We start from the raw sequence: 20,358 nt of genomic DNA, 5'->3' as shown, positions 1-20,358 counted from the left end.
TAAAATGAGCGAAAAACTAACAAGATTAAACAAATTTTTAAGTGAAGCTGGTTACTGCTCGCGTCGCGAAGGTGATCGCTTAATAGAAGCTGGTAGAGTAACAATTAATGGCGAAGTACCAGAAATGGGAACCAAAGTTAAAGAAGGTGACATTGTAGAAGTAGATGGAAAACCAATTACTGAGCGTAAATCAGACTTCGTTTATTTGGCATTTAATAAACCTGTTGGCATTGTTTGCACAACAGATACAAGTGTTGAAAAAGATAATATTATTGATTTTATAAAGTATCCAAAACGTATTTTTCCAATTGGTCGTTTGGATAAAGCGAGTAATGGTTTGATATTTTTAACCGATGATGGCGACATTGTAAATAAAATTTTAAGAGGAAGTAATAATCATGATAAAGAATATTTAGTTACTGTAGATAAACCCATTTCACAAACCTTTATTAAAAGAATGGCTGGAGGTATTTATCTTGAAGATTTAGACAAAACCACAAAAAAATGTACAGTTAGAAAAATAGACTCTCATACATTTACTATTATTTTAACGCAAGGTTTAAATCGGCAAATTCGTAGAATGTGCGAATATTTAACTTACGAAGTGACTTCCTTAAAACGCACCAGAATAATGAATATAAAGCTAGATGTGCCAGTTGGAGAATATAGAGAGTTTACAGATGAAGAGTTTAAGACTCTAAATTTACTTTTAGAAAATTCGACTAAAACCTACGAAGAAAATCTAAAGAAAAACAAGTAAATCACATAAAAGATGTCTCAGCTTTCTCCTTTTCATATTGCAATTCCTGTTCATAATTTAGAAGCTTGTCGCGTTTTCTATCGTGATGTTTTAAACTGTGAAGAAGGTAGAAGTAGCGACCATTGGGTTGACTTTAATTTTTTTGGTCACCAGTTAGTCATTCATTATAAAGAAAAATCTTTAAGTGATGATAGTGCAAATGAAGTTGATGGAAAACAAGTACCAGTTCCGCATTATGGTGTTGTACTCAATTGGAATGATTTCCATGAATTTGCTAATTATTTAAAATTAAAAAACGTTGAATTCATTATAGAACCTTATATAAGATTCGAAGGTTTAGTTGGCGAACAAGCGACTCTGTTTTTTAAAGATCCTGCTGGTAATGCACTAGAATTTAAAGCCTTTAAAAATAGCAATCAATTATTTGCTAAATAAAATTAGTGCTTCTTTATTTTTTCTGAAATGAAGAATGGGAAATAAATGATTAAAAAATAAGGAATCAAAAAGATTTCGACTATTAAAATATAGGTTGGCCAATCGCCTAAATGGTCTAAAACCGAAGCTGAAGAAGGCTTTTTGTTTAAATAAGAATAATTAGCATCTAACACATAATTTACAACAAATAATCCTAACATATAAACCTGTAAAGCTAAAAAGGATTTAAATACACTTTTAAATTTAGGTGTCATTTTAAACACAAATACTGCGTAAAAAATAATGATTAACAACCCTAAATGTACTATCCAATACCTAAGGTAATCTAAACCAGGAAACCCTTCAGAAATATCTGGTGTAATTACGCCTTGCGAAGTGCCAGCAATAATCCAAAATAATAAAATTTCGAACATCCAATATGTTCTATAATGCGCAAAAACGGGAATTATTAGTGCTAAAAAGCTACACAAGTATAATGGTAAATCTGTTGAGAGACTGTAAGTCCCTTTACCAATACTGTATAAATGAAATACTACAACGGAAAGACTTACAAAATAGCTTAAGTAGATAAATCCTTTTACTTGTTGCGAAGCATTCCATTTATTTTTGGAATAGTTAATAAAAACAATAGCAAAAACTAAAGCGATACCAATTGGCAATAGGTGTTCTAAACTGCCTATTGAAACTTTACTTAATAAACTATTACTAGCTAACATCTTACAGTCTGTGACGCTCTCTTGCTAACAACGTGTTTTTTAACAACATTGCAATAGTCATTGGTCCTACTCCTCCAGGAACTGGTGTAATAAAACTTGCTTTTTTACTAACATTATCAAAATCGACATCTCCAGTAATGATGTAGCCTTTTGGGTGAGACTCGTCTGGAACTCTAGTAATACCAACATCTATAATTACAGCATCGTCTTTTACCATTTCTGCTTTTAAGAAATTTGGGACTCCAAGTGCAGAAATTATAATATCTGCTTGTGAGGTGATTTGCGTAATGTTTTTGGTGTGACTATGGGTTAATGTTACTGTAGAATTTCCAGGAAAGCCTTTACGACCCATTAAAATACTCATTGGTCTTCCTACAATATGCGAACGTCCAATTACAACAGTATGTTTTCCTTTAGTTGACACATCGTAACGGTCTAACAATTCTAAAATACCAAATGGAGTTGCAGGAATAAAAGTGGACATATCTAATGCCATTTTTCCAAAATTCATAGGGTGAAAACCATCCACATCTTTATCTGGATGTACAGCCATTAATACTTTTTGAGTATCTATTTGTGGAGGTAATGGTAATTGAATGATAAAGCCATCGATATCGTCGTTAGCGTTTAACTCTTCAATTTTATCTAATAATTCTATTTCGCTAGTGGTATTAGATAATCTTACCATTGTAGATTCAAAACCTACACGCTCACAAGCTCTTACTTTACTACCAACATAGGTTAAACTTGCACCATCGTTACCAACAATAACAGCAGCTAAATGAGGGACTTTCTCACCATTAGCTTTCATTTTATCAACTTCCGCTTTAATTTCGTTTTTGATATCGTTACTTACTTTTTTTCCGTCTAAAATGGTCATGTTTTGTTGGTTTTCTTGCAAAGTAGTCGCTAAGGCGCAAAGCCAAATTTATAAAATTACTTTTTAAATTTAATATTTTGCATTTTACAGACTACTACTAACTACTGAAGACTGCTTACTGCTTACTGATTACTGATTACTGAGCTACTTCATTTTATTCATAGCATTCATCATTGCTTTCCCTCTTCCGCCTTGCATCATCTTCATCATTTTACTCATTTGGTTAAACTGTTTTAGTAACTGGTTAACTTCTTGTACAGAAGTTCCTGATCCTTTACCAATACGTTTTTTTCTACTTGCATCAATAATTGCAGGATTTGTTCTTTCTTTTGGTGTCATAGAATGGATTATAGCTTCGATACCTTTAAAGGCATCATCATCTATATCGATATCTTTCATCATTTTTCCAGCTCCAGGTATCATACCAATAAGGTCTTTCATGTTACCCATTTTTTTGATTTGCTGAATTTGCTTCAAGAAATCATCGAATCCAAACTGGTTTTTTGCAATTTTTTTCTGAAGTTTCCTCGCTTCTTTTTCGTCAAATTGTTCTTGAGCTCTTTCTACTAAAGACACAACATCTCCCATTCCAAGAATACGATCTGCCATACGCGAAGGATAAAACACATCTATCGCTTCCATTTTTTCACCTGTACCAATAAATTTAATGGGTTTATTGACTACAGATTTAATAGAGATTGCTGCTCCACCTCGTGTATCTCCATCTAATTTTGTTAGAATTACACCATCAAAATTAAGAACATCATTAAAGGCCTTAGCAGTGTTTACTGCATCTTGACCTGTCATCGAATCCACAACAAATAAGGTTTCTTGTGGTTGGATGGCTTTATGGATGTTAGAAATTTCGGTCATCATGGCTTCATCTACTGCCAAACGACCTGCTGTATCTATAATTACAACATTATGTCCATTTGCTTTTGCATGTGCAATACCTGCTTGTGCAATTGCTACTGGATCTGTATTTCCTTTATCACTAAATACATCAACTTTTATTTGCTCTCCAACAACATGAAGTTGATCTACTGCTGCTGGTCTGTAAACGTCACAGGCAACAAGTAATGGTTTTTTAGTTTTTTTATTTTTTAAGAAGTTGGCTAATTTACCAGAGAATGTGGTTTTACCAGAACCCTGTAAACCAGACATTAATATAATACTTGGCGAACCAGAAAGGTTAATACCTTCGGCCTCTCCTCCCATTAACTGCGTCAACTCGTCCTTAACGATTTTTACCATTAATTGGCCTGGTTGCAATGTGGTTAATACATCTTGACCAAGTGCTTTTTCTTTTACTCTGTTAGTAAATTCTTTAGCAATTTTAAAGTTAACATCGGCATCTAATAAGGCTCTACGTACTTCTTTAAGGGTTTCGGCAACGTTTACTTCTGTAATGCTACCATGTCCTTTTAGTACGTGTAAGGCTTTATCTAATTTATCACTTAAATTATTAAACATATTCTTTTAGTATTCAGTATTAAGTTTGCAGTATGCAGTCTGACTCGTTATTTAGAATCGCAAATTTAAGAATTTGAAGCTTATTTATGAAGTTTAAGCTATAATTAATTCCATAAAAAAAGGCTACTAAAATTAGCAACCTTTTAATAGATTAAATTAATAACCAACTTAAAACTAAAACTTAACCACAGTCTTTATCCAAAACTAACTCTATGTTAGAATTACTTGGGTCATGAAATATCATTTGATTTGGCGTACATTCTACTAAAATAAAATTACCTTCTAACACCTGAATATTACCTCCAGATATATTTGAAAAATCTAAGTAAATCTCTCCATCTAAGGAGACTGTCCAATTTGCTGTGTATTCTTCATTGCCGTTTGGTGTAAAAATTACAGCCTCATTATTGTTTTGAAAATCTATATTAAAAATATTAAAACCACTATCATTATTGTAGCTAGAGATTGTCCATTCACAATCCAATAAATTATTTTCTACTTCAGCTTCAGTACATATATCATTTGTATTGCACGCTTGTTCCATAACCATCATGTCTTGGTTTTGTACCATTTGCAAACGGTCTGAATCGCACTCTACAACTAGCCAGCTTCCACTTACTACTTGAATGTTTGCAGCATTTACACCACTAAAATTTAGCATAATTCCATCGTTAGTTTGAGTGGTGTACCATGAAGCATCTATAGTGTTGGTTGGTGTGTAAATAACTACTATTCCGTTAGATTCAAAATCGAAATTCCAAACTATTAAATCGTCACTTCCATTATAATTTACAACATTCCATTGGCACTCTAATAAATAGGCATTAACTTCAGCCTCTGTGCATCCTGAATTATTAGTACAATCTTCAACAATTAATTGTATTTCAAAAATTTCGAATTCACTGTTTTCAGCTTCAATTCGTAAATAAATAGTTTTGGATATGGATTGATATGCTTCTGTATTTGCAATAGCATTAGTGTTATTTTCTGCATCTGTAATGGTCTCATGAAATGTTGCTAAAAAATAATACTGACAATCTACGAGTCCAATAGTGTTTTCATTAAGATTAAAAATGGCATCAATTACAGGATTAGTGGTGTCTAATTCGCAGGCTTCAATTACAAAATCACCAAAACATTCAAATGGATTTGGATTAGTATTATCGTCACAATCTTGTTCTAATTGCATCGTCTCTTGAGTTTCCGAATTAATAAAATTAAATTCGTCTTGATCGTTACAGTTTTCAATTATCCAGTCTCCTGCTAAGTCTTCAAAATCTGTTAGTAATGTTAATACAAATGTAGTGTTAGATTCCGATACAGACCATGAAGCATTATCTCCAATTACTTGACCGTTTTCAATGATTTCGAAACTAAAATCGCTATTAAATCGCAAAACAAGACCAACAAATTCTGGAAAGCTTGAGTAGGCTGTAAGTTCCCATACGCACTCTTTTAAGGCAAGCTCTATAGCTTCTTCAGAGCAGTTGTCGTCATTCCAATCGTAATCATCGTCTTCATCACAATCATCCTCTGCCTCTGCTATTGCTGTTTCTAATTCATTATTATTATTTACCACAACGACTTCTCCATTGGCAAGTACTAAGTTTATTGGAAAATCTAAGCTTGCTAACACGCCTCCTTCTAAATTTTCGATAAAATTAAAGAGTGCTTCATCGTTATAAATCACTACTGTTTCTAAAACTTGAAAGCTTGAATTGTAAATAGATACTGATATTGGATATTGAAAATCTATACATTCTATATCATCATCCTCTTCATTTTCGCCATTACATTCAGCAATTAAAACGTTTAAGGCCTCTTGATTTTCGATAACTATTTCTGTATAATCGCTTAAAATTATAGTAATTGGGAAGACGATTTCTAACTGGTCGTCATCATTATCAAACTCATTAAAAATGGTTTCGAGAGTTTCAAAATCTGTTTCAGAATCTATAATAATTTCTAAATCGTTAATTACAACAGTCACAGGCAACTCTACCTCTAAGCAATTGGCATAATCAATTATATTATCGTTGGAGCCATCATTTGTTGCAGTTCGAAGCATTAAAGATGCTAAATTAGAATTCGCAACTACTAATTCTTCTTCTTCAGGGTTTGTAATTTCAACTTCTTCTTTTTGGCAAGACGTAATTAGCATTAAAAATAATAATGGCAAAAAAAGTAAGCTTCTAAAATTTAACTTTAAGGTTGGTTTCATTATTTGTGTTTTTTATTTTGCTAGCAGGATTTTTCTGCTTTACACACATAAAACAAAATACTTTAAAAAAGTCCTACCTTTATATTTTAAAAAAATTATCTCTTCTTTGTATAAATTAGTATATTATTTTTAATGAGTAAACCGCTACACAAAGACATTTGCAACGACCAACTTTATAGTGCGCTTTTTAAAAAGCATGCTAAAAATTTGTATAATTTCTTGTACTACAAGTTTGGAGATCGACTAAATCCTAAAGACAAAGTGCAAGAGGCATTTATTAAGCTTTGGGAAAACTGTGGAAAAGTAACTCCAGAAAAAGCAAAAAGCTATGTGTTTACCATCGCTAATAATTTGATGTTGAATGAAGTAGCACACCAAAAAGTGGTTTTAAATTACACAAAAACGAAACCTAAGCATTATACCAATGAAACACCAGAGTTTTTAATGCAGGAAAATGAATACCTACAAAAACTACAAAAAGCGATTGCCAATTTAACTGAAGCTGAACGTGTTGCTTTTTTAATGAATAGAACCGAAGGAAAAAAACATAGAGAAATTGCCGAACTATTAGGCATAAGTAGTAAAGCTGTTGAAAAACGAATTTATGGAGCACTAAAAAAGTTAAGAAAAGAGATTGAAGAATTATAATGAATAGTGAGGAGTGAAAAGTGAAAAATGAAAAAAATAAAACAGATAACTGACAATTGATAATTGATAATTGATAACTAATAATTGACAACTGATAACTGACAACCAAGGTAGGAGTTTTAAGACTTTACTTGTTATATAGTAGATTATGGACAAAGAAATACTAATAAAAAAGTGGTTAGACAACGAACTGTCTGCAGAAGAATTTGAGGCTTTTAAAGCACTTGAGGAGTATAACGATTTTATTAAGTTAAGTGAAGCTTCTAAACGTTTTAAAGCTGAAGATTTCGATACTGAAAAGGAATTACAAGTAAATTTAGAAAAAATAAAATCGGAAAAGCGCACTAAAAACAACTGGATAAAATCATTTTTTAAAGTTGCTGCTGTAGTATTAATTTGTTTTGGAGTGTACCAATATACAACTGGTTTAGATACTACAATTTCAACTTTAGCCTCCCAAAAAACAAGCTTAGAATTACCAGATCAGTCTAAAGTTTCACTTAATGCAAAATCACAATTAACTTATAATAAAAGTGATTGGAAAACAGAGCGCAAGCTAAACTTAAAAGGCGAAGCTTATTTTAATGTCACAAAAGGCAATACGTTTAAAGTGATTACAAATAGTGGGACCATTACTGTTTTAGGGACACAATTTAATGTGAAGCAACGCAATAATTATTTTGAGGTTGTGTGTTACGAAGGTTCTGTAAAAGTAGATTACAATACAGTTTCTAAAGTGCTAAAACCACAAGATATTTTTATGGTTTATAACAACAAAGTAATACACTCAGAAAACAACAGCACTTTACAACCTACTTGGATTACTAATGTAAGTAGTTTTAAAAGCGTACCTTACCTTGAAGTTTTAAAGGAATTTGAACGCCAATTTAATGTTACAATTAAAGCAGAAAATATTGACAAGCAAACTCTTTTCACTGGTAGTTTTGAACATACGAATAGAAATAATGCCCTTAAATCTATAACTATACCATTACGTTTAAAATATAAAGACACTAACAAAAATACTATAGTTTTAACACGTGAGTAAATCCGTTTTTACTGTTTTACTTTTTATTACATTTTTGGTTTCAACGTTTAATCTCATTGCACAAAACGAAACCAACAAGATGTCTTTTGCTCAATTATTGACTACTTTAGAAACGCAATATAACGTCACATTCTCTTATGCAGACGACAGTCTTAAAAACGCAACTTACCAAACACCTAATACTACATTTACTTTACACGAAACGCTAGTGTTTTTAAATAATACTAGTAATTTAGAATTTAGGCTATTAGATAATAACATAATAGTTATTAGAAAAAAAAATGACTCTTACCAGCCTAATTTTGAAACTTTAGAAAATGTTTTAATCACCTCTTACTTAACTAAAGGAATAGCACTAAACACCTTAGGCTCTATAACGATTAAACCTAAAACTTTCGAAATATTACCTGGCTTAATAGAACCAGATATTTTACACACAGTACAAGCATTACCAGGCGTTACTAGTGTTAATGAAACAGTGTCTAACCTTAATATTAGAGGTGGTACAAACGATCAAAATTTACTACTTTGGGATGGCGTTAAAATGTACCAATCTGGTCATTTTTTTGGGTTAATATCTGCTTTTAATCCTTATGTAATTAATACTGTTGATGTGACTAAAAATGGAACGTCGGCTAAATATGGAGATGGCGTTTCTGGCACAATACACATGCAATTAGATAAAGATGTGAATACACAATTTTCTGGAGGAAGTGGATTTAATTTAATACATGCAGATGGTTTTGCAAAAATACCCTTTAGTGATAAGTTAGAGTTACAAATTTCTGCACGACGTTCCCTTACAGACCTTGTAGAAACACCAACTTACACTTCTTATTTTAAACGTATTTTTCAGGATACCGATTTAACAAATAATAAAACGCAAACAAACAATACTGTAACTACAAACGAAGCGTTTTATTTTTATGATATTACAGGAAAATTAATATATAATCCTTCGGAAAAAGATAAAATAAGCATTTCGGCTATAAACATATATAACACACTAAATTATTTAGAAGAAGCTACAGTAAACAACACACAACAAGCATTACAAAGCGGTATTACACAGCGAAATTTTGCAGGAACTATTAATTATTATAGAGATTGGAATCCACGTTTTAAAACTAATGTTCAAGCATATTTTTCGCATTATCAATTAAGTGCTACAAATTTCGACTTAATAAGTAATCAACGTTTAATACAACAAAATACGGTTTTAGATACTGGTATTTTTTTAGATGCAGAGTATAAATTAAACACAAACTTTAAATTAAAAGGAGGATTTCAGTTTTTTGAAGTTGGTGTCAAAGATTTTGAAGATGTTAATAATCCTATTTTTCGAAGTTCTATAAAAAATGTTCTTAAAAGTCAACACACTTATACCGAAGCAAAATATGTATCTAATAACAAAATAACTTCAGCTAAAATAGGTGTTAGAAGTAATTATTTTTCGGAGTTCGATTTGCTTCTTATAGAACCAAGACTAAGCTTTAGTCATAAATTTTTAGACCATTTTAGAGTAGAAGTTTTAGGAGAATTTAAAAGCCAATCGACCTCACAATCTATTGATTTACAAAACGATTTTTTAGGTATAGAAAAACGACGATGGGTTTTGGCAAATGATAAAGATGTGCCAATTATTGAAAGTAAACAAGCGTCTTTAGGCTTACATTATAATAAAAACAAACTTCTAATAAGTACTGAAGCTTACTATAAAAAAGTAGAGAACATTACTGCTAGAAGCCAAGGATTTCAAAACCAATTTCAATTTATTAATGCCTTTGGAAACTATACTATAACAGGTATCGATTTTTTAATTCACAAACAATTTAAAAACCTAAATAGCTGGCTAAGTTACACTTATAGTAATAACAATTATACCTTTAAACCTTTTAATGAAGGAAAACCGTTTGCCAATAATGTGGACTTAAACCATATTATTACTCTCGCAAATACTTATAAATACAACGATTTTAAATTTGCAATTGGCGTAAATTGGCGAACAGGAAAACCAACAACTTTACCACAACCAGAAAACTCCACCTCTGGAGGATTAATTAATTACCAATTACCAAATAGCAGTCGTTTAAATAATTATATACGCGTAGATTTTTCTACCACTTACAACTTTGAATTTTCGGAGGCTGTTAACGCTAAAGTTGGTGTATCGATATGGAATATTCTAAATACAAAAAACAGACTGAATACCTACTCAAGTTTAGACCTTAATGACAATTCGGTTTCTAGAATAGATAACAATGCTTTAGGCATTACACCAAACATTAATTTTAGAGTTCATTTTTAATTACATACGTTCTGGTACATTAATACCAAGCAAGCTAAAGGCGTTTTTAATGGTATTAGCAACAACTCCAGAAAGTTGTATTCTAAAAACTTTGTCGTTGTTAGAATCGGCTCCAAGAATAGGTACGTTTTGGTAAAATGAATTAAACGCCTTTACCAAATCGTAAGTATAATTAGCAATTAAAGCAGGACTGTGGTTTTTTGCAGCTTGCTGAATCACCTCTGGAAAAAACTCTAATTGTTTTAATAGTTCCTTTTCTTTTTCATGTAACTGTACTTCTACATCAACAGAAGACGCTTTGTTTTCAGCTGAAGCTTTTCGTAAAATAGACTGTATTCTGGCATAAGTATATTGTATAAAAGGACCTGTATTGCCTTGAAAATCTATAGACTCTTTAGGGTCAAATAAAATACGTTTTTTAGGATCTACTTTTAAAATATAATATTTTAATGCGCCTAAGCCTATTGTTTTATAAAGTTCTTGTTTTTCAGCCTCACTATAACCTTCAAGTTTACCTAACTCTTCCGAAATGGATTGTGCAGTTTCAGCCATTTCAACAATTAAATCGTCTGCATCTACAACTGTACCTTCTCTACTTTTCATTTTCCCAGATGGCAAATCGACCATTCCATAACTTAAATGAAACAGATTATTAGCCCAATCAAAGCCTAATTTTTTAATAATTAGAAATAAGACCTGAAAGTGGTATTCTTGTTCATTTCCAACAGTATAAACCATTCCGCCAACATTTGGAAAGTCTTTTACTCGCTGAATTGCTGTACCAATATCTTGTGTCATGTAAACAGCAGTACCATCACTACGCAAAACAATTTTCTCGTCTAAACCATCTGCTGTTAAATCGCACCAAACAGAACCATCTTCTTTTTTAAAAAACACTCCTGTTTTTAATCCTTCGGCAATAAATTCTTTTCCTAATAAATAGGTTTGGCTTTCGTAGTATAATGTATCAAAATCAACTCCTAAATTTTTATAGGTTATATCAAAACCACTGTAAACCCAACTATTCATCATTTCCCAAAGCGCTACGACCTCTTTGTCTCCAGCTTCCCATTTTTGTAGCATGTGTTGTGCTTCAATTAAAATTGGAGCTTCTTTTTTTGCTTCGTCTTCAGTTTTACCACTAGCTATTAATTGAGCAATTTCTTTTTTATATTCTTGATCAAATTTTACATAATAATGACCAACTAACTTATCGCCTTTTGATAAATCAGGATTTAATGTCGTTAAAGGCGTTTCCTTTTTACCATCACTTCCATTAGGTGCAAAACGATGCCAAGCTAACATACTTTTACAAATATGAATCCCTCTATCATTAATTATTTGTGTTTTGTAAACTTGCTTACCAGACGCTTTAAGAACCTCTGCAACACTATAACCTAACAAGTTATTTCTAACGTGTCCTAAATGCAAAGGCTTATTTGTGTTAGGCGAAGAATACTCTACCATAATCGCTTTTTCCAATGTGTTTGTAGGCTCAAAACCAAATGTTTTATTGGTTTTAATAGTATTAAAAAACGCTAAATAATAGGCGTCGTGTATTTCAATATTTAAAAAGCCTTTTACTACATTAAACGCTTTTACCTGCTCTACATTTTTTAATAAGTACTCACCAATTTGCTCACCAATTTGTACTGGGTTTCCTTTAATTGTTCTTAACATAGGAAAAACTACAACAGTAACGTCTCCAGCAAACTCTTTTCGAGTAGCCTGAAATTCTACTGTATTTAACTCAGCATTGTAAATACTCTTAACAGCATTTTTTACTTGTGGTAATAGCAAATCTTGAAGCGTCATTTTGTTTAAATTTTAAGGTGGCAAAGGTACAATTTTTTATTATTCTTTGTTTTTAGTTTTTGGTCTTTACTTGCTGAATTTTTTATAAATAAATTCGAATTTTATTTTCTATTTTAAAAGATTTTAATTCGCAACTTTTTAGTTAAAAGTTACAGACACACAGCTATAATTCATTTATCGAGAATGTTGATTATTATTCGATTAAAGTCGTTTTCTCCTCATTATTTACCTTTAATCTGTTCGTCGAGAATATAGAATAAATCTAGTTACTTTTAATCTAATTTATAGGTTATAAAACCTGAAAATTAGATTTTTTAAATGCTTTTTCCAATTTTTGTCTATTGTGAAATGTTGCTATTTTTTTAAAAATTTTCACAAAAAACTAAACTAACTATAACACAATAGCTTTAAAGTAATACTTTTTATACAAGTTTAAAGTATAAATTGTTACTTTTGGAAACGCTATATCAATAATGAATAAATTATTTGCCCTAATAATATTTCTGTGTGTGTTCTCTGGTTTCTCACAAAATGAGGAATTGGACAGTTTAACTATTCAATTAGCTTATCAAAATCCAGATACTACTAAGGTAAATACTTCAATAAAAATTATAAAACACCTTTACAATGCAAAATCCTACGATAGAGCATTGCGTTTTATTAATCAAAGTGAAATTCTCTCTAACAATTTAAATTTCACAAAAGGTTCTGCAGAAATCTTTAAATACAAAGGTCTTATTTATGCAGAAAACGAAGACTATATTAATGCACTAAATAACTTTAATAGCTCTAAAGAATTATATACAATTTTAAAAGACACGCTTAATATTGCAAAAATTAACAATAATATTGGTGTATTAGAAATTGAAAATGGAAATTTTGAAACCGGATTACACTTTTCTCTTAAAGCTATTAATGAATTAGAAAACAGAGGTCTTAAAAAAGACTTATCTAAAGCTTATAAAGGTTTAGCCGAAGCTTATTTTAGTACTGGTGCTTTAAATAATGCTTTAGAGTATAATTTAAAAGTGTTAGAAGTTGAAGAAGAATTAAAAAATAATGAAGCCATTATATTAGCTAATTATAATATTGGAAATTTATATGCTAAGGATAATAAACACAATAAAGCAATAGATTATTTAGAGAAAGCACTTATTTATCCAACAACTAACTCAGACAGCTTAAAAACGATAGTCTATCCAAAATTAGGAAAACAATATCTTACCCAAAAACAATACAAAAAAGCAACTTTTTATTTAACTAGAGCTATACGATTAAACAGGAATGCAGAAAATAAATCTGGCATTGTACATTCTTTAAATAGTTTAGCACAATTAAATTATGAGCAAGGTGATTTAAAAACTGCCGAAAGCCAATTAACAGAAGCAGGCTCTCTTGCAAGATTTTTAAAAGATGACCACTCCCTTTTAAAAACCTATAAACTATTAAAAACAATAGATAGTAGTAATAATAAATTTGAAAAGGCTTACGCATGGCAACGCGAATACTACGCCTTAAAACAAAAAATAGATTTAAAAAAACTAAAGCAGAAAAAACAACTAACTCAATCTAGAGTTTCTACAAACTCAATTATAGATGAAGTAATTGAAACTCCTATAGTTGACACTCCAATTAAAGACACTAATAAAGCTGAAAACCAAGCAAAAATAGACAAGTTAACACTTATAACTTATGCCTTACTTGGCGCTTTTTTAATAGCCTCTACATTTTTATTACTTATTTACCTAAAGCGCAATAATAGAATAAAATACATGCGCGAATTAGAAGAAAAAAACAAAAAAATTGAATTACAAAACGACGCTATTTTAGAACAAAGTAAACACTTAGAAGAAATTAACAAAGTAAAAGATAGATTATTCTCTATCGTATCTCACGATTTAAAAGATTCGCTTAGCTCAACAAAAGGCTTTATAGATTTATTAAAAGAAGGGTCTCTCTCTCACGAAGAATTTAATAGAATGCTTCCTGAACTTAGTGAAAACGCTAATAACGCTTCTTTGCTATTGTTTAATCTATTAAATTGGTCTAAATCGCAAATGCAATCTTTAGAACCAAATCCAAGCTTGTTTGATATACAAGAAGTCTTTGCCGAAAAGCTAAAACTCGTAGAACACAAAATTGAAACTAAAGGTATTATTTTAAAAGATAAAACGCTACGTGATTTTGTATATGCAGACCGAAGTATGGTAGAAATTATTATTCAAAATTTGTTAGCCAATGCAGTAAAGTTTTCTAAAAAAGACGATGTTATTTCGGTATCAAACCATATAAGTAATGGCAATTGTATTATTAGTATTGCAGATTCTGGTGTTGGAATATCTAAAGAAAATCAAGCGCTTTTATTCAAAAAAGATGCATTTACTACCATTGGTACAAAAGAAGAAAAAGGTACAGGATTAGGCCTCACAATTTGCAAAGAATTGGTAGAGCTTAACCATGGAAAAATTTGGGTAGATAGTACAGAAAATATTGGCAGTACGTTTTATGTAGAACTACCAAAAAACAAAGTTAACGTACCAGTTAACACATGAACTAGCGTTTTGGCAAAAACACCTCAGCCATCATACAACGAGCACTACCTCCACCACAAGCTTCAATAGTATCTAGCGAACTCGATACTATTTCACAATGCTTTTCTATTATTTTAATTTGTGCTGCACTTAAAGAATCATAAGCAGCCTGACTCATTATTATATATAATTTATCGTCTTTCCCCTTTACTTGTAACATATTACCAGCAAAATTACTGACTTGCGCTTCTGTTATTCTAATTACTTCCTTGCCATCATTTTCAAGGTTTTTTATAACACTATTACGTTCCTTTTTATCGTCTATACTCTCTAAACAAATAACCGCAAAAGTTTCTGCCAAACACATCATCACATTGGTATGATAAATTGGTTTACGTATGCCATTTACAGTTTGGTATGCAGTAAACACAACAGGTGTATATTCAAAATCTTCGCAGAATTCTATAAATAATTCTTCATCTGCTCTAGGAGATAAAGCACAATATGCTTTTCTGTTTTTACGATCTAAAAGCAAACTTCCTGTTCCTTCAAGAAACAAGCCTTCGTCTTCAGCAGATCTATAATCATAGATATGTTCTATTACAAACCCTTCGTCTTCCAATTTATGCAATACGTCTTCACGTCTTTCATAACGTCTATTTTCGGCAAACATTGGATATAAACCTACGTTACCATTTTCATGAAAAGAAATCCAATTATTTGGGAAAATAGAATCTGGCGTATCAAACTCCTCTGTATCGTCAACTACAATAACATTAACACCAATAACACGCAATTTTTCTACATAAGCATCAAACTCTTGCTGAGCCTTTTTATTTACCGTTTCTGGTAAAGTATTATCCAATACTTTTTGGTAATAATTATTTACAGCTGTTTGCTCGTTCATCCTAAAATTAATAGGGCGAATCATAAGTATCGTATTGGTGGTTTGTTGCATGACTTTAAAATTTAGTTTGGCAAAATTAATCTAAATAAATAGAAATACGATACTGTAGAGCGTACAATTTATTTACTCTATCCACTAAATTAGAAATTACTAAAATCTTAGTAAAAGTTGCTTAAAATTATAAGATTATTAGTGCAGAAAACTAATTGTTACATAATTATAAAAAAAGCTTTGAATATTATATAAAATATGTTATTATTGCTCAGCGAAAATAAATTATCCCTAACATTAATAGCAACTAATGAAAATATCCCTAATTTTCTTGTTTGTACTTTCCCTAAGTACAATCCAAGCTCAAGACTACACAAAAACTTCAAAGAAATCTCAGAACACAATAAAACGACCAGAAATATTTAAAAAGTCTTCAAAAAAAATTGAAAGACCAACTGTTTCTAGCGAAGCAGAAAACACTTCAAAACTATCGTTAAAAATAGTAGAAGCTCCTTTAAAAAAAATGGAAAGACCTACGGTTTCTAGTAAAACTAAAATTACAACGGAATCATCACAAAAAGTAGTCCAAGTTCCTTTAAAAAAAGAGTCGAAGCGCACTGTTATATCTCCAAGCATTAAAGAAAATAAAGCACAGCTTAAAACACCTCAAGTTGTTAAGTCTGCACAAAACAACTTAATAAAATACAGTTATACAACAAATCCTAACGACCTCTTAAAAGTAACACGATATATGATTTCTCCAGAGGAATTAAATCTTCAAGATGAGTTTACTGAAGATAAAGTATATATAAAAGTGTATTATAAGGAAAAAAGTAGTATTACCGAGGACTACCACTATTTTAAACCAAAGAAAAATGAAATTTTATTTTTTTATGGTAAAGATGAAAAAAAGAAAATCTCTCAAATGTATTTTAAATTTGATGATACTTTAAAAACCATCTACAAAAAGAAAGACATTAATAAAATGATTAAAATTATGGATGTTTTAGAGTACAATGTATTCTCTAACAAAGATTTTTCTATTGCTGAAGCTTATACAGCTTTAGACAACATTTAAGGTGTAGAGTTAGACACTTGTAACACTTTACCATTATAAAACTTATTCCCATTTAACGAAAAATCACAGATGTATTCTGCCATTTCCTTTGCTGTTGTTGGTGCTTTATAATCTGGGAATGCCTCTGCTAACATTTCTGTTTGTACAGCACCCAAAGCCAATACATTAAATTGTGGACCAATGTCTTTATATTCCTCTGCCAATAATTCTGTTAATGTAATCACTGCTCCTTTACTAGAACTGTAAGCAGCTAAACCAGGAAACTTCATACTGCCTTGTATGCCTCCCATTGAGCTAATAGTCACAACATGGCTATTTGCTTTCATAAAAGGTAAAACTACACGAGTCATTTCGGCAACACCAAATACATTGGTTTGGTACACTTTTGTAAAATCTTTAAAATTGGTGTTTGCAAAAGGTTTATTAATAATCATACCAGCATTATTAATTAAAACATCAACATGTTTCCATTCAGATTTTATAAACGCTTCTACTTTTTCGTAATCCTTTTCGTTGCACAAATCAAAAGCTAGAGAGGTAATATTCTCATAGTTTAGATTATTTACTGGTTGCGCATTTCTGGATAATGCTAATACATTATGACCTTGATTAGCGAATAAATGCACTAACTCAAATCCAATACCTCTACTTGTTCCTGTAATAATTATGTTTTTACTCATTTTTTAATATAACTTCTTTAGTTGGTGCATTGATCATGCCTTTTAGAGCAGGAATCATTTTATTTATAAAATTAGACATGTGTTTATAATCCATTTTATCTGCTTCATCATCTACATGATGATAATAGTCGAAATTTGTAAAATCGAAAGTAGAAATAGCGTGCGCAGGAATTTTAAATTCGGCATAAAACGGAAAATTATCAGATCGCATAAACAAATTAAACTCTTTTGCTTTTGGGAAAAACCCAACTACTTCTTCTCCAGCATATTTATTTAACGTTTCTGCAAAGTTAGAGCGTTCATAACCACTCATATAAGCAATCGATTGATTTGTAGCTCTTGGCACACCAATCATCTCAAAATTTATCATTGTGTAAACATCCAACCCTTCCTCTTTTAGTCTTTTAGCTAAATGAGAAGACCCTTTTAATCCTAATTCTTCGGCATCATAAAGTGTAACAAGAATACTACGTTTATTTGTTTTAGTTTTTGCAAAATAGGCAACTAATTCCATTGCTGCAATAGTACCAGAGGCATCATCGTTGGCACCATTAGCAATAGCATCTCCATTCACTTCTTTTGCAGTTCCAATATGGTCGTAATGACCTCCAAGAATAATAAATTCGTTTTTAAGTTTTGGGTCATTTCCTTCTACAACTCCAACAATGTTAACTCCTTTTATAGTTTCAAAAACGTCGCTATCTCTAGATTTTCGGTGCTCAAACTCAAAATAATCTCTGTAAGTATCAAAATAAGGTTTTATGTTATTCGCTTTTAAAAACCTTTCTATATAAACAGCAGCTTTTTCAATACCTGCACTTCCTGTTGCTCTTCCTTCTAATTCATCTGAAGCTAAAAACTCCATACTTTTTTTTAATTGATTCTGCAGAAATCAATAGCTCCTTAGGTAAATTAGTATTTACTTGATTTGTGTTTTCTGAGACCGTTTCTTTAGTAGCATTTTTAGTAGAAACTACTTTAGTAGAGTGACAACTAAAAGCTACGATTAAACTTAGTACTGCTAGTATTTGTTTCATAAGTATTGTTCTTAAATTGAGCTTGTATTATAGATTACTATTTTATTGTGTTTAAAGATAAAAAAATCCTGACTTGAAATATTATCAAATCAGGATTATATTATAGTAAGATGCTTTGTATTTGCTCTGAATAACAATAGTATTACACTAACATTGTTACAGGGTTTTCAATATACCCTTTTAAGGTTTGTAAAAATTGTGCTCCAGTTGCTCCATCTACAGTTCTGTGATCGCAAGCTAAGGTTAATTTCATGGTGTTTCCTGGCACTACTTGTCCGTTTTTAACCACTGGCTTTTCTACAATTGCTCCAACAGATAATATTGCAGAGTTAGGTTGATTTATTATTGAAGTAAAACTTTCTATACCAAACATTCCTAAGTTAGAAATTGTAAACGTACTCCCTTCCATTTCGTCAAGTCCTAGTTTTTTATTTCTAGCTTTCCCTGCATATTCTCTTACAGCTGCTCCAATTTGTGGTAAACTTTGGTCATTTGCAAAACGAACTACAGGCACTAGTAAACCATCTGGTACTGCTACTGCAACTCCAATATGCACATGGTTATTTAGTTTCATTTTATCGTCAAACCATTGAGAGTTTACTTGTGGATGTTGCTTTAAAGCTAAAGCACAAGCTTTAACAATCATATCGTTATACGAAATTTTAATATCTGGAATTGAGTTGTACTGCGCTCTAAATGCCATTGCATTTTCCATGTCAAATTCCACATTTAAATAATAATGTGGTGCAGTAAATTTAGATTTCGCTAAATTTTTAGCAATCGCTTTGCGCATGTTAGAATTAACAACCTCATCAAAATCCTCTTGTCCTGAAGGTACAAATTTACCTACAGTTGCTGCAGACTGAGCTGATGGTGTAAAATTCTCTATATCTCGTTTTATAATTCTACCATTTTCTCCAGTGCCACTAACTTGATTTAAATCTATGCCTTTTTCTTCAGCCATTTTTTTGGCTAAAGGTGATGCTAAAATTCTTCCGTTAGATTCTGAAGTTGTAGGCTTAGATTGCGCTTTCTTAGACTCTTCGGCTACGCTCGAAGTTGTCTTTTCTTTATTTTTAGTCTCCGTTTTTGGCGCTGCTTCTTTTGTTGCTTCTTCTTTTTTAGGTGAATCGCCTTCGGCTTTAAAATTTTTTGCAATATTAGACACGTCTGTTCCCTCTGGACCAATAATGGCTAAAAGCGAATCTACTTTTGCTGTGTCGCCTTCGTCTAAACCAATATGTAATAAAGTACCTGATTGAAAAGACTCAAACTCCATTGTGGCTTTATCTGTTTCAATTTCTGCAAGGATATCTCCTTCTTCAACTGTATCTCCTACTTTTTTAAGCCAAGTTGCTACAGTTCCTTCTTCCATAGTATCACTTAAACGTGGCATGGTTACAACGGTTACACCTTCTGGCAATTCTTGAGATTCGTTAGTGGAAGTTTCCTTATCATTCTCTGAGTTACTCTCTTCTTTACCTTCTTGTGATTCTGTATTAGAAGTTTCAGACTTATTTTCTGCATTATTAGCCTCATCATCCTCTTCATTAGAAGCACTTCCGTTTAATAATCCTGAAATATCTTCTCCTTCGTCTCCAATAATTGCTAAAAGCGTATCTACTTTTGCAGTTTCTCCTTCTTGAATACCAATATGCAATAAGACGCCTTCGTTAAAAGACTCAAATTCCATAGTTGCTTTGTCTGTTTCGATTTCGGCTAAAATATCGCCTTCCTCAACTTTATCGCCTACTTTTTTAAGCCAAGTTGCAACAGTTCCTTCTTCCATTGTGTCGCTTAAACGCGGCATATTTATTACTTCTGCCATAG

General features: G+C 31.4%; 17 protein-coding genes. 7 read left to right on the top strand and 10 right to left on the bottom strand.

Annotated features, from left to right (window positions below; translation table 11 throughout):
• The first annotated feature begins 4 nt into the window (after positions 1 to 4).
• Together rluF and ACVC5O_RS00910 are read left to right on the top strand one after the other, a co-directional pair.
• On the top strand, positions 5 to 760 hold the full coding sequence (gene rluF / locus ACVC5O_RS00915; RefSeq protein ID WP_452219577.1) for a 23S rRNA pseudouridine(2604) synthase RluF: 756 nt from the start codon (positions 5 to 7) through the stop codon (positions 758 to 760).
• A 12-nt stretch (positions 761 to 772) separates the two neighbouring features.
• Entirely contained in the window at positions 773 to 1,195 is a 423-nt protein-coding gene (locus ACVC5O_RS00910; protein WP_452219576.1) for a VOC family protein, read from the top strand.
• A 2-nt stretch (positions 1,196 to 1,197) separates the two neighbouring features.
• Here ACVC5O_RS00910 and ACVC5O_RS00905 read toward each other — a convergent pair whose 3' ends face one another.
• From ACVC5O_RS00905 to ACVC5O_RS00890, 4 genes are all read right to left on the bottom strand, one after another.
• A complete protein-coding gene (locus tag ACVC5O_RS00905) occupies positions 1,198 to 1,911 on the bottom strand; it encodes a YwaF family protein (RefSeq protein WP_452219575.1) in 714 nt (237 codons plus the stop codon).
• Between the two features lies 1 nt (position 1,912).
• Positions 1,913 to 2,791, bottom strand: coding sequence for a bifunctional 5,10-methylenetetrahydrofolate dehydrogenase/5,10-methenyltetrahydrofolate cyclohydrolase (locus ACVC5O_RS00900; protein WP_452219574.1), 879 nt, complete (start codon positions 2,789 to 2,791; stop codon positions 1,913 to 1,915).
• Positions 2,792 to 2,935: 144 nt separating this feature from the next.
• Positions 2,936 to 4,264, bottom strand: a complete 1,329-nt coding sequence (gene ffh / locus ACVC5O_RS00895; protein ID WP_452219573.1) for a signal recognition particle protein — start codon at positions 4,262 to 4,264, stop codon at positions 2,936 to 2,938.
• Positions 4,265 to 4,445: 181 nt separating this feature from the next.
• A complete protein-coding gene (locus tag ACVC5O_RS00890; protein WP_452219572.1) occupies positions 4,446 to 6,485 on the bottom strand; it encodes a hypothetical protein in 2,040 nt (679 codons plus the stop codon).
• Positions 6,486 to 6,617: 132 nt separating this feature from the next.
• Between ACVC5O_RS00890 and ACVC5O_RS00885 the strand changes: the two genes are divergently transcribed.
• The 3 genes from ACVC5O_RS00885 to ACVC5O_RS00875 all read left to right on the top strand — a co-directional run bounded on the left by ACVC5O_RS00885 (position 6,618) and on the right by ACVC5O_RS00875 (position 10,489).
• Positions 6,618 to 7,133 carry an RNA polymerase sigma factor gene (locus ACVC5O_RS00885; RefSeq protein ID WP_452219571.1) on the top strand — a complete coding sequence of 172 codons (516 nt, stop codon included), beginning with the start codon at positions 6,618 to 6,620 and terminating at the stop codon, positions 7,131 to 7,133.
• Positions 7,134 to 7,281: 148 nt separating this feature from the next.
• The gene (locus ACVC5O_RS00880) at positions 7,282 to 8,181 is read left to right on the top strand and encodes a FecR family protein (protein WP_452219570.1); all 900 of its coding nucleotides are present in this window, start codon (positions 7,282 to 7,284) and stop codon (positions 8,179 to 8,181) included.
• Entirely contained in the window at positions 8,174 to 10,489 is a 2,316-nt protein-coding gene (locus ACVC5O_RS00875) for a TonB-dependent receptor plug domain-containing protein (protein ID WP_452219569.1), read from the top strand. The genes ACVC5O_RS00880 and ACVC5O_RS00875 overlap by 8 nt, the downstream gene beginning before the upstream one ends.
• Here the strand turns inward: ACVC5O_RS00875 and argS are convergent, their stop codons facing one another.
• Positions 10,490 to 12,304 (bottom strand): arginine--tRNA ligase, encoded by a 1,815-nt coding sequence (gene argS / locus ACVC5O_RS00870; RefSeq protein ID WP_452219568.1) that lies wholly within the window; start codon positions 12,302 to 12,304, stop codon positions 10,490 to 10,492.
• A gap of 473 nt (positions 12,305 to 12,777) precedes the next feature.
• Between argS and ACVC5O_RS00865 the strand changes: the two genes are divergently transcribed.
• A complete protein-coding gene (locus ACVC5O_RS00865) occupies positions 12,778 to 14,856 on the top strand; it encodes an ATP-binding protein (RefSeq protein ID WP_452219567.1) in 2,079 nt (692 codons plus the stop codon).
• A gap of 1 nt (position 14,857) precedes the next feature.
• Here the strand turns inward: ACVC5O_RS00865 and ctlX are convergent, their stop codons facing one another.
• Complete coding sequence (ctlX, locus tag ACVC5O_RS00860) at positions 14,858 to 15,793, bottom strand: citrulline utilization hydrolase CtlX (protein WP_452219566.1); 936 nt, start codon at positions 15,791 to 15,793, stop codon at positions 14,858 to 14,860.
• Positions 15,794 to 16,043: 250 nt separating this feature from the next.
• Between ctlX and ACVC5O_RS00855 the strand changes: the two genes are divergently transcribed.
• On the top strand, positions 16,044 to 16,811 hold the full coding sequence (locus ACVC5O_RS00855; protein WP_452219565.1) for a hypothetical protein: 768 nt from the start codon (positions 16,044 to 16,046) through the stop codon (positions 16,809 to 16,811).
• On the opposite strand, the gene ACVC5O_RS00850 is transcribed toward ACVC5O_RS00855, so the two are convergent.
• From ACVC5O_RS00850 to ACVC5O_RS00835, 4 genes are all read right to left on the bottom strand, one after another.
• Positions 16,808 to 17,491, bottom strand: a complete 684-nt coding sequence (locus tag ACVC5O_RS00850) for an SDR family NAD(P)-dependent oxidoreductase (RefSeq protein ID WP_452219564.1) — start codon at positions 17,489 to 17,491, stop codon at positions 16,808 to 16,810. The genes ACVC5O_RS00855 and ACVC5O_RS00850 overlap by 4 nt on opposite strands.
• The gene (locus tag ACVC5O_RS00845; RefSeq protein WP_452219563.1) at positions 17,484 to 18,356 is read right to left on the bottom strand and encodes a M28 family metallopeptidase; all 873 of its coding nucleotides are present in this window, start codon (positions 18,354 to 18,356) and stop codon (positions 17,484 to 17,486) included. Before ACVC5O_RS00845 ends, ACVC5O_RS00850 begins: the two co-directional genes overlap by 8 nt.
• On the bottom strand, positions 18,334 to 18,528 hold the full coding sequence (locus ACVC5O_RS00840) for a hypothetical protein (RefSeq protein WP_452219562.1): 195 nt from the start codon (positions 18,526 to 18,528) through the stop codon (positions 18,334 to 18,336). Before ACVC5O_RS00840 ends, ACVC5O_RS00845 begins: the two co-directional genes overlap by 23 nt.
• A gap of 142 nt (positions 18,529 to 18,670) precedes the next feature.
• Positions 18,671 to 20,356 carry a pyruvate dehydrogenase complex dihydrolipoamide acetyltransferase gene (locus tag ACVC5O_RS00835; RefSeq protein WP_452219561.1) on the bottom strand — a complete coding sequence of 562 codons (1,686 nt, stop codon included), beginning with the start codon at positions 20,354 to 20,356 and terminating at the stop codon, positions 18,671 to 18,673.
• Between the last annotated feature and the right edge of the window lie 2 nt (positions 20,357 to 20,358).

Source organism: Lacinutrix salivirga (assembly GCF_053604675.1).
The sequence above is the reverse complement of the archived record's forward strand: the minus strand, read 5'-3'. Positions and strand labels throughout refer to the sequence as shown.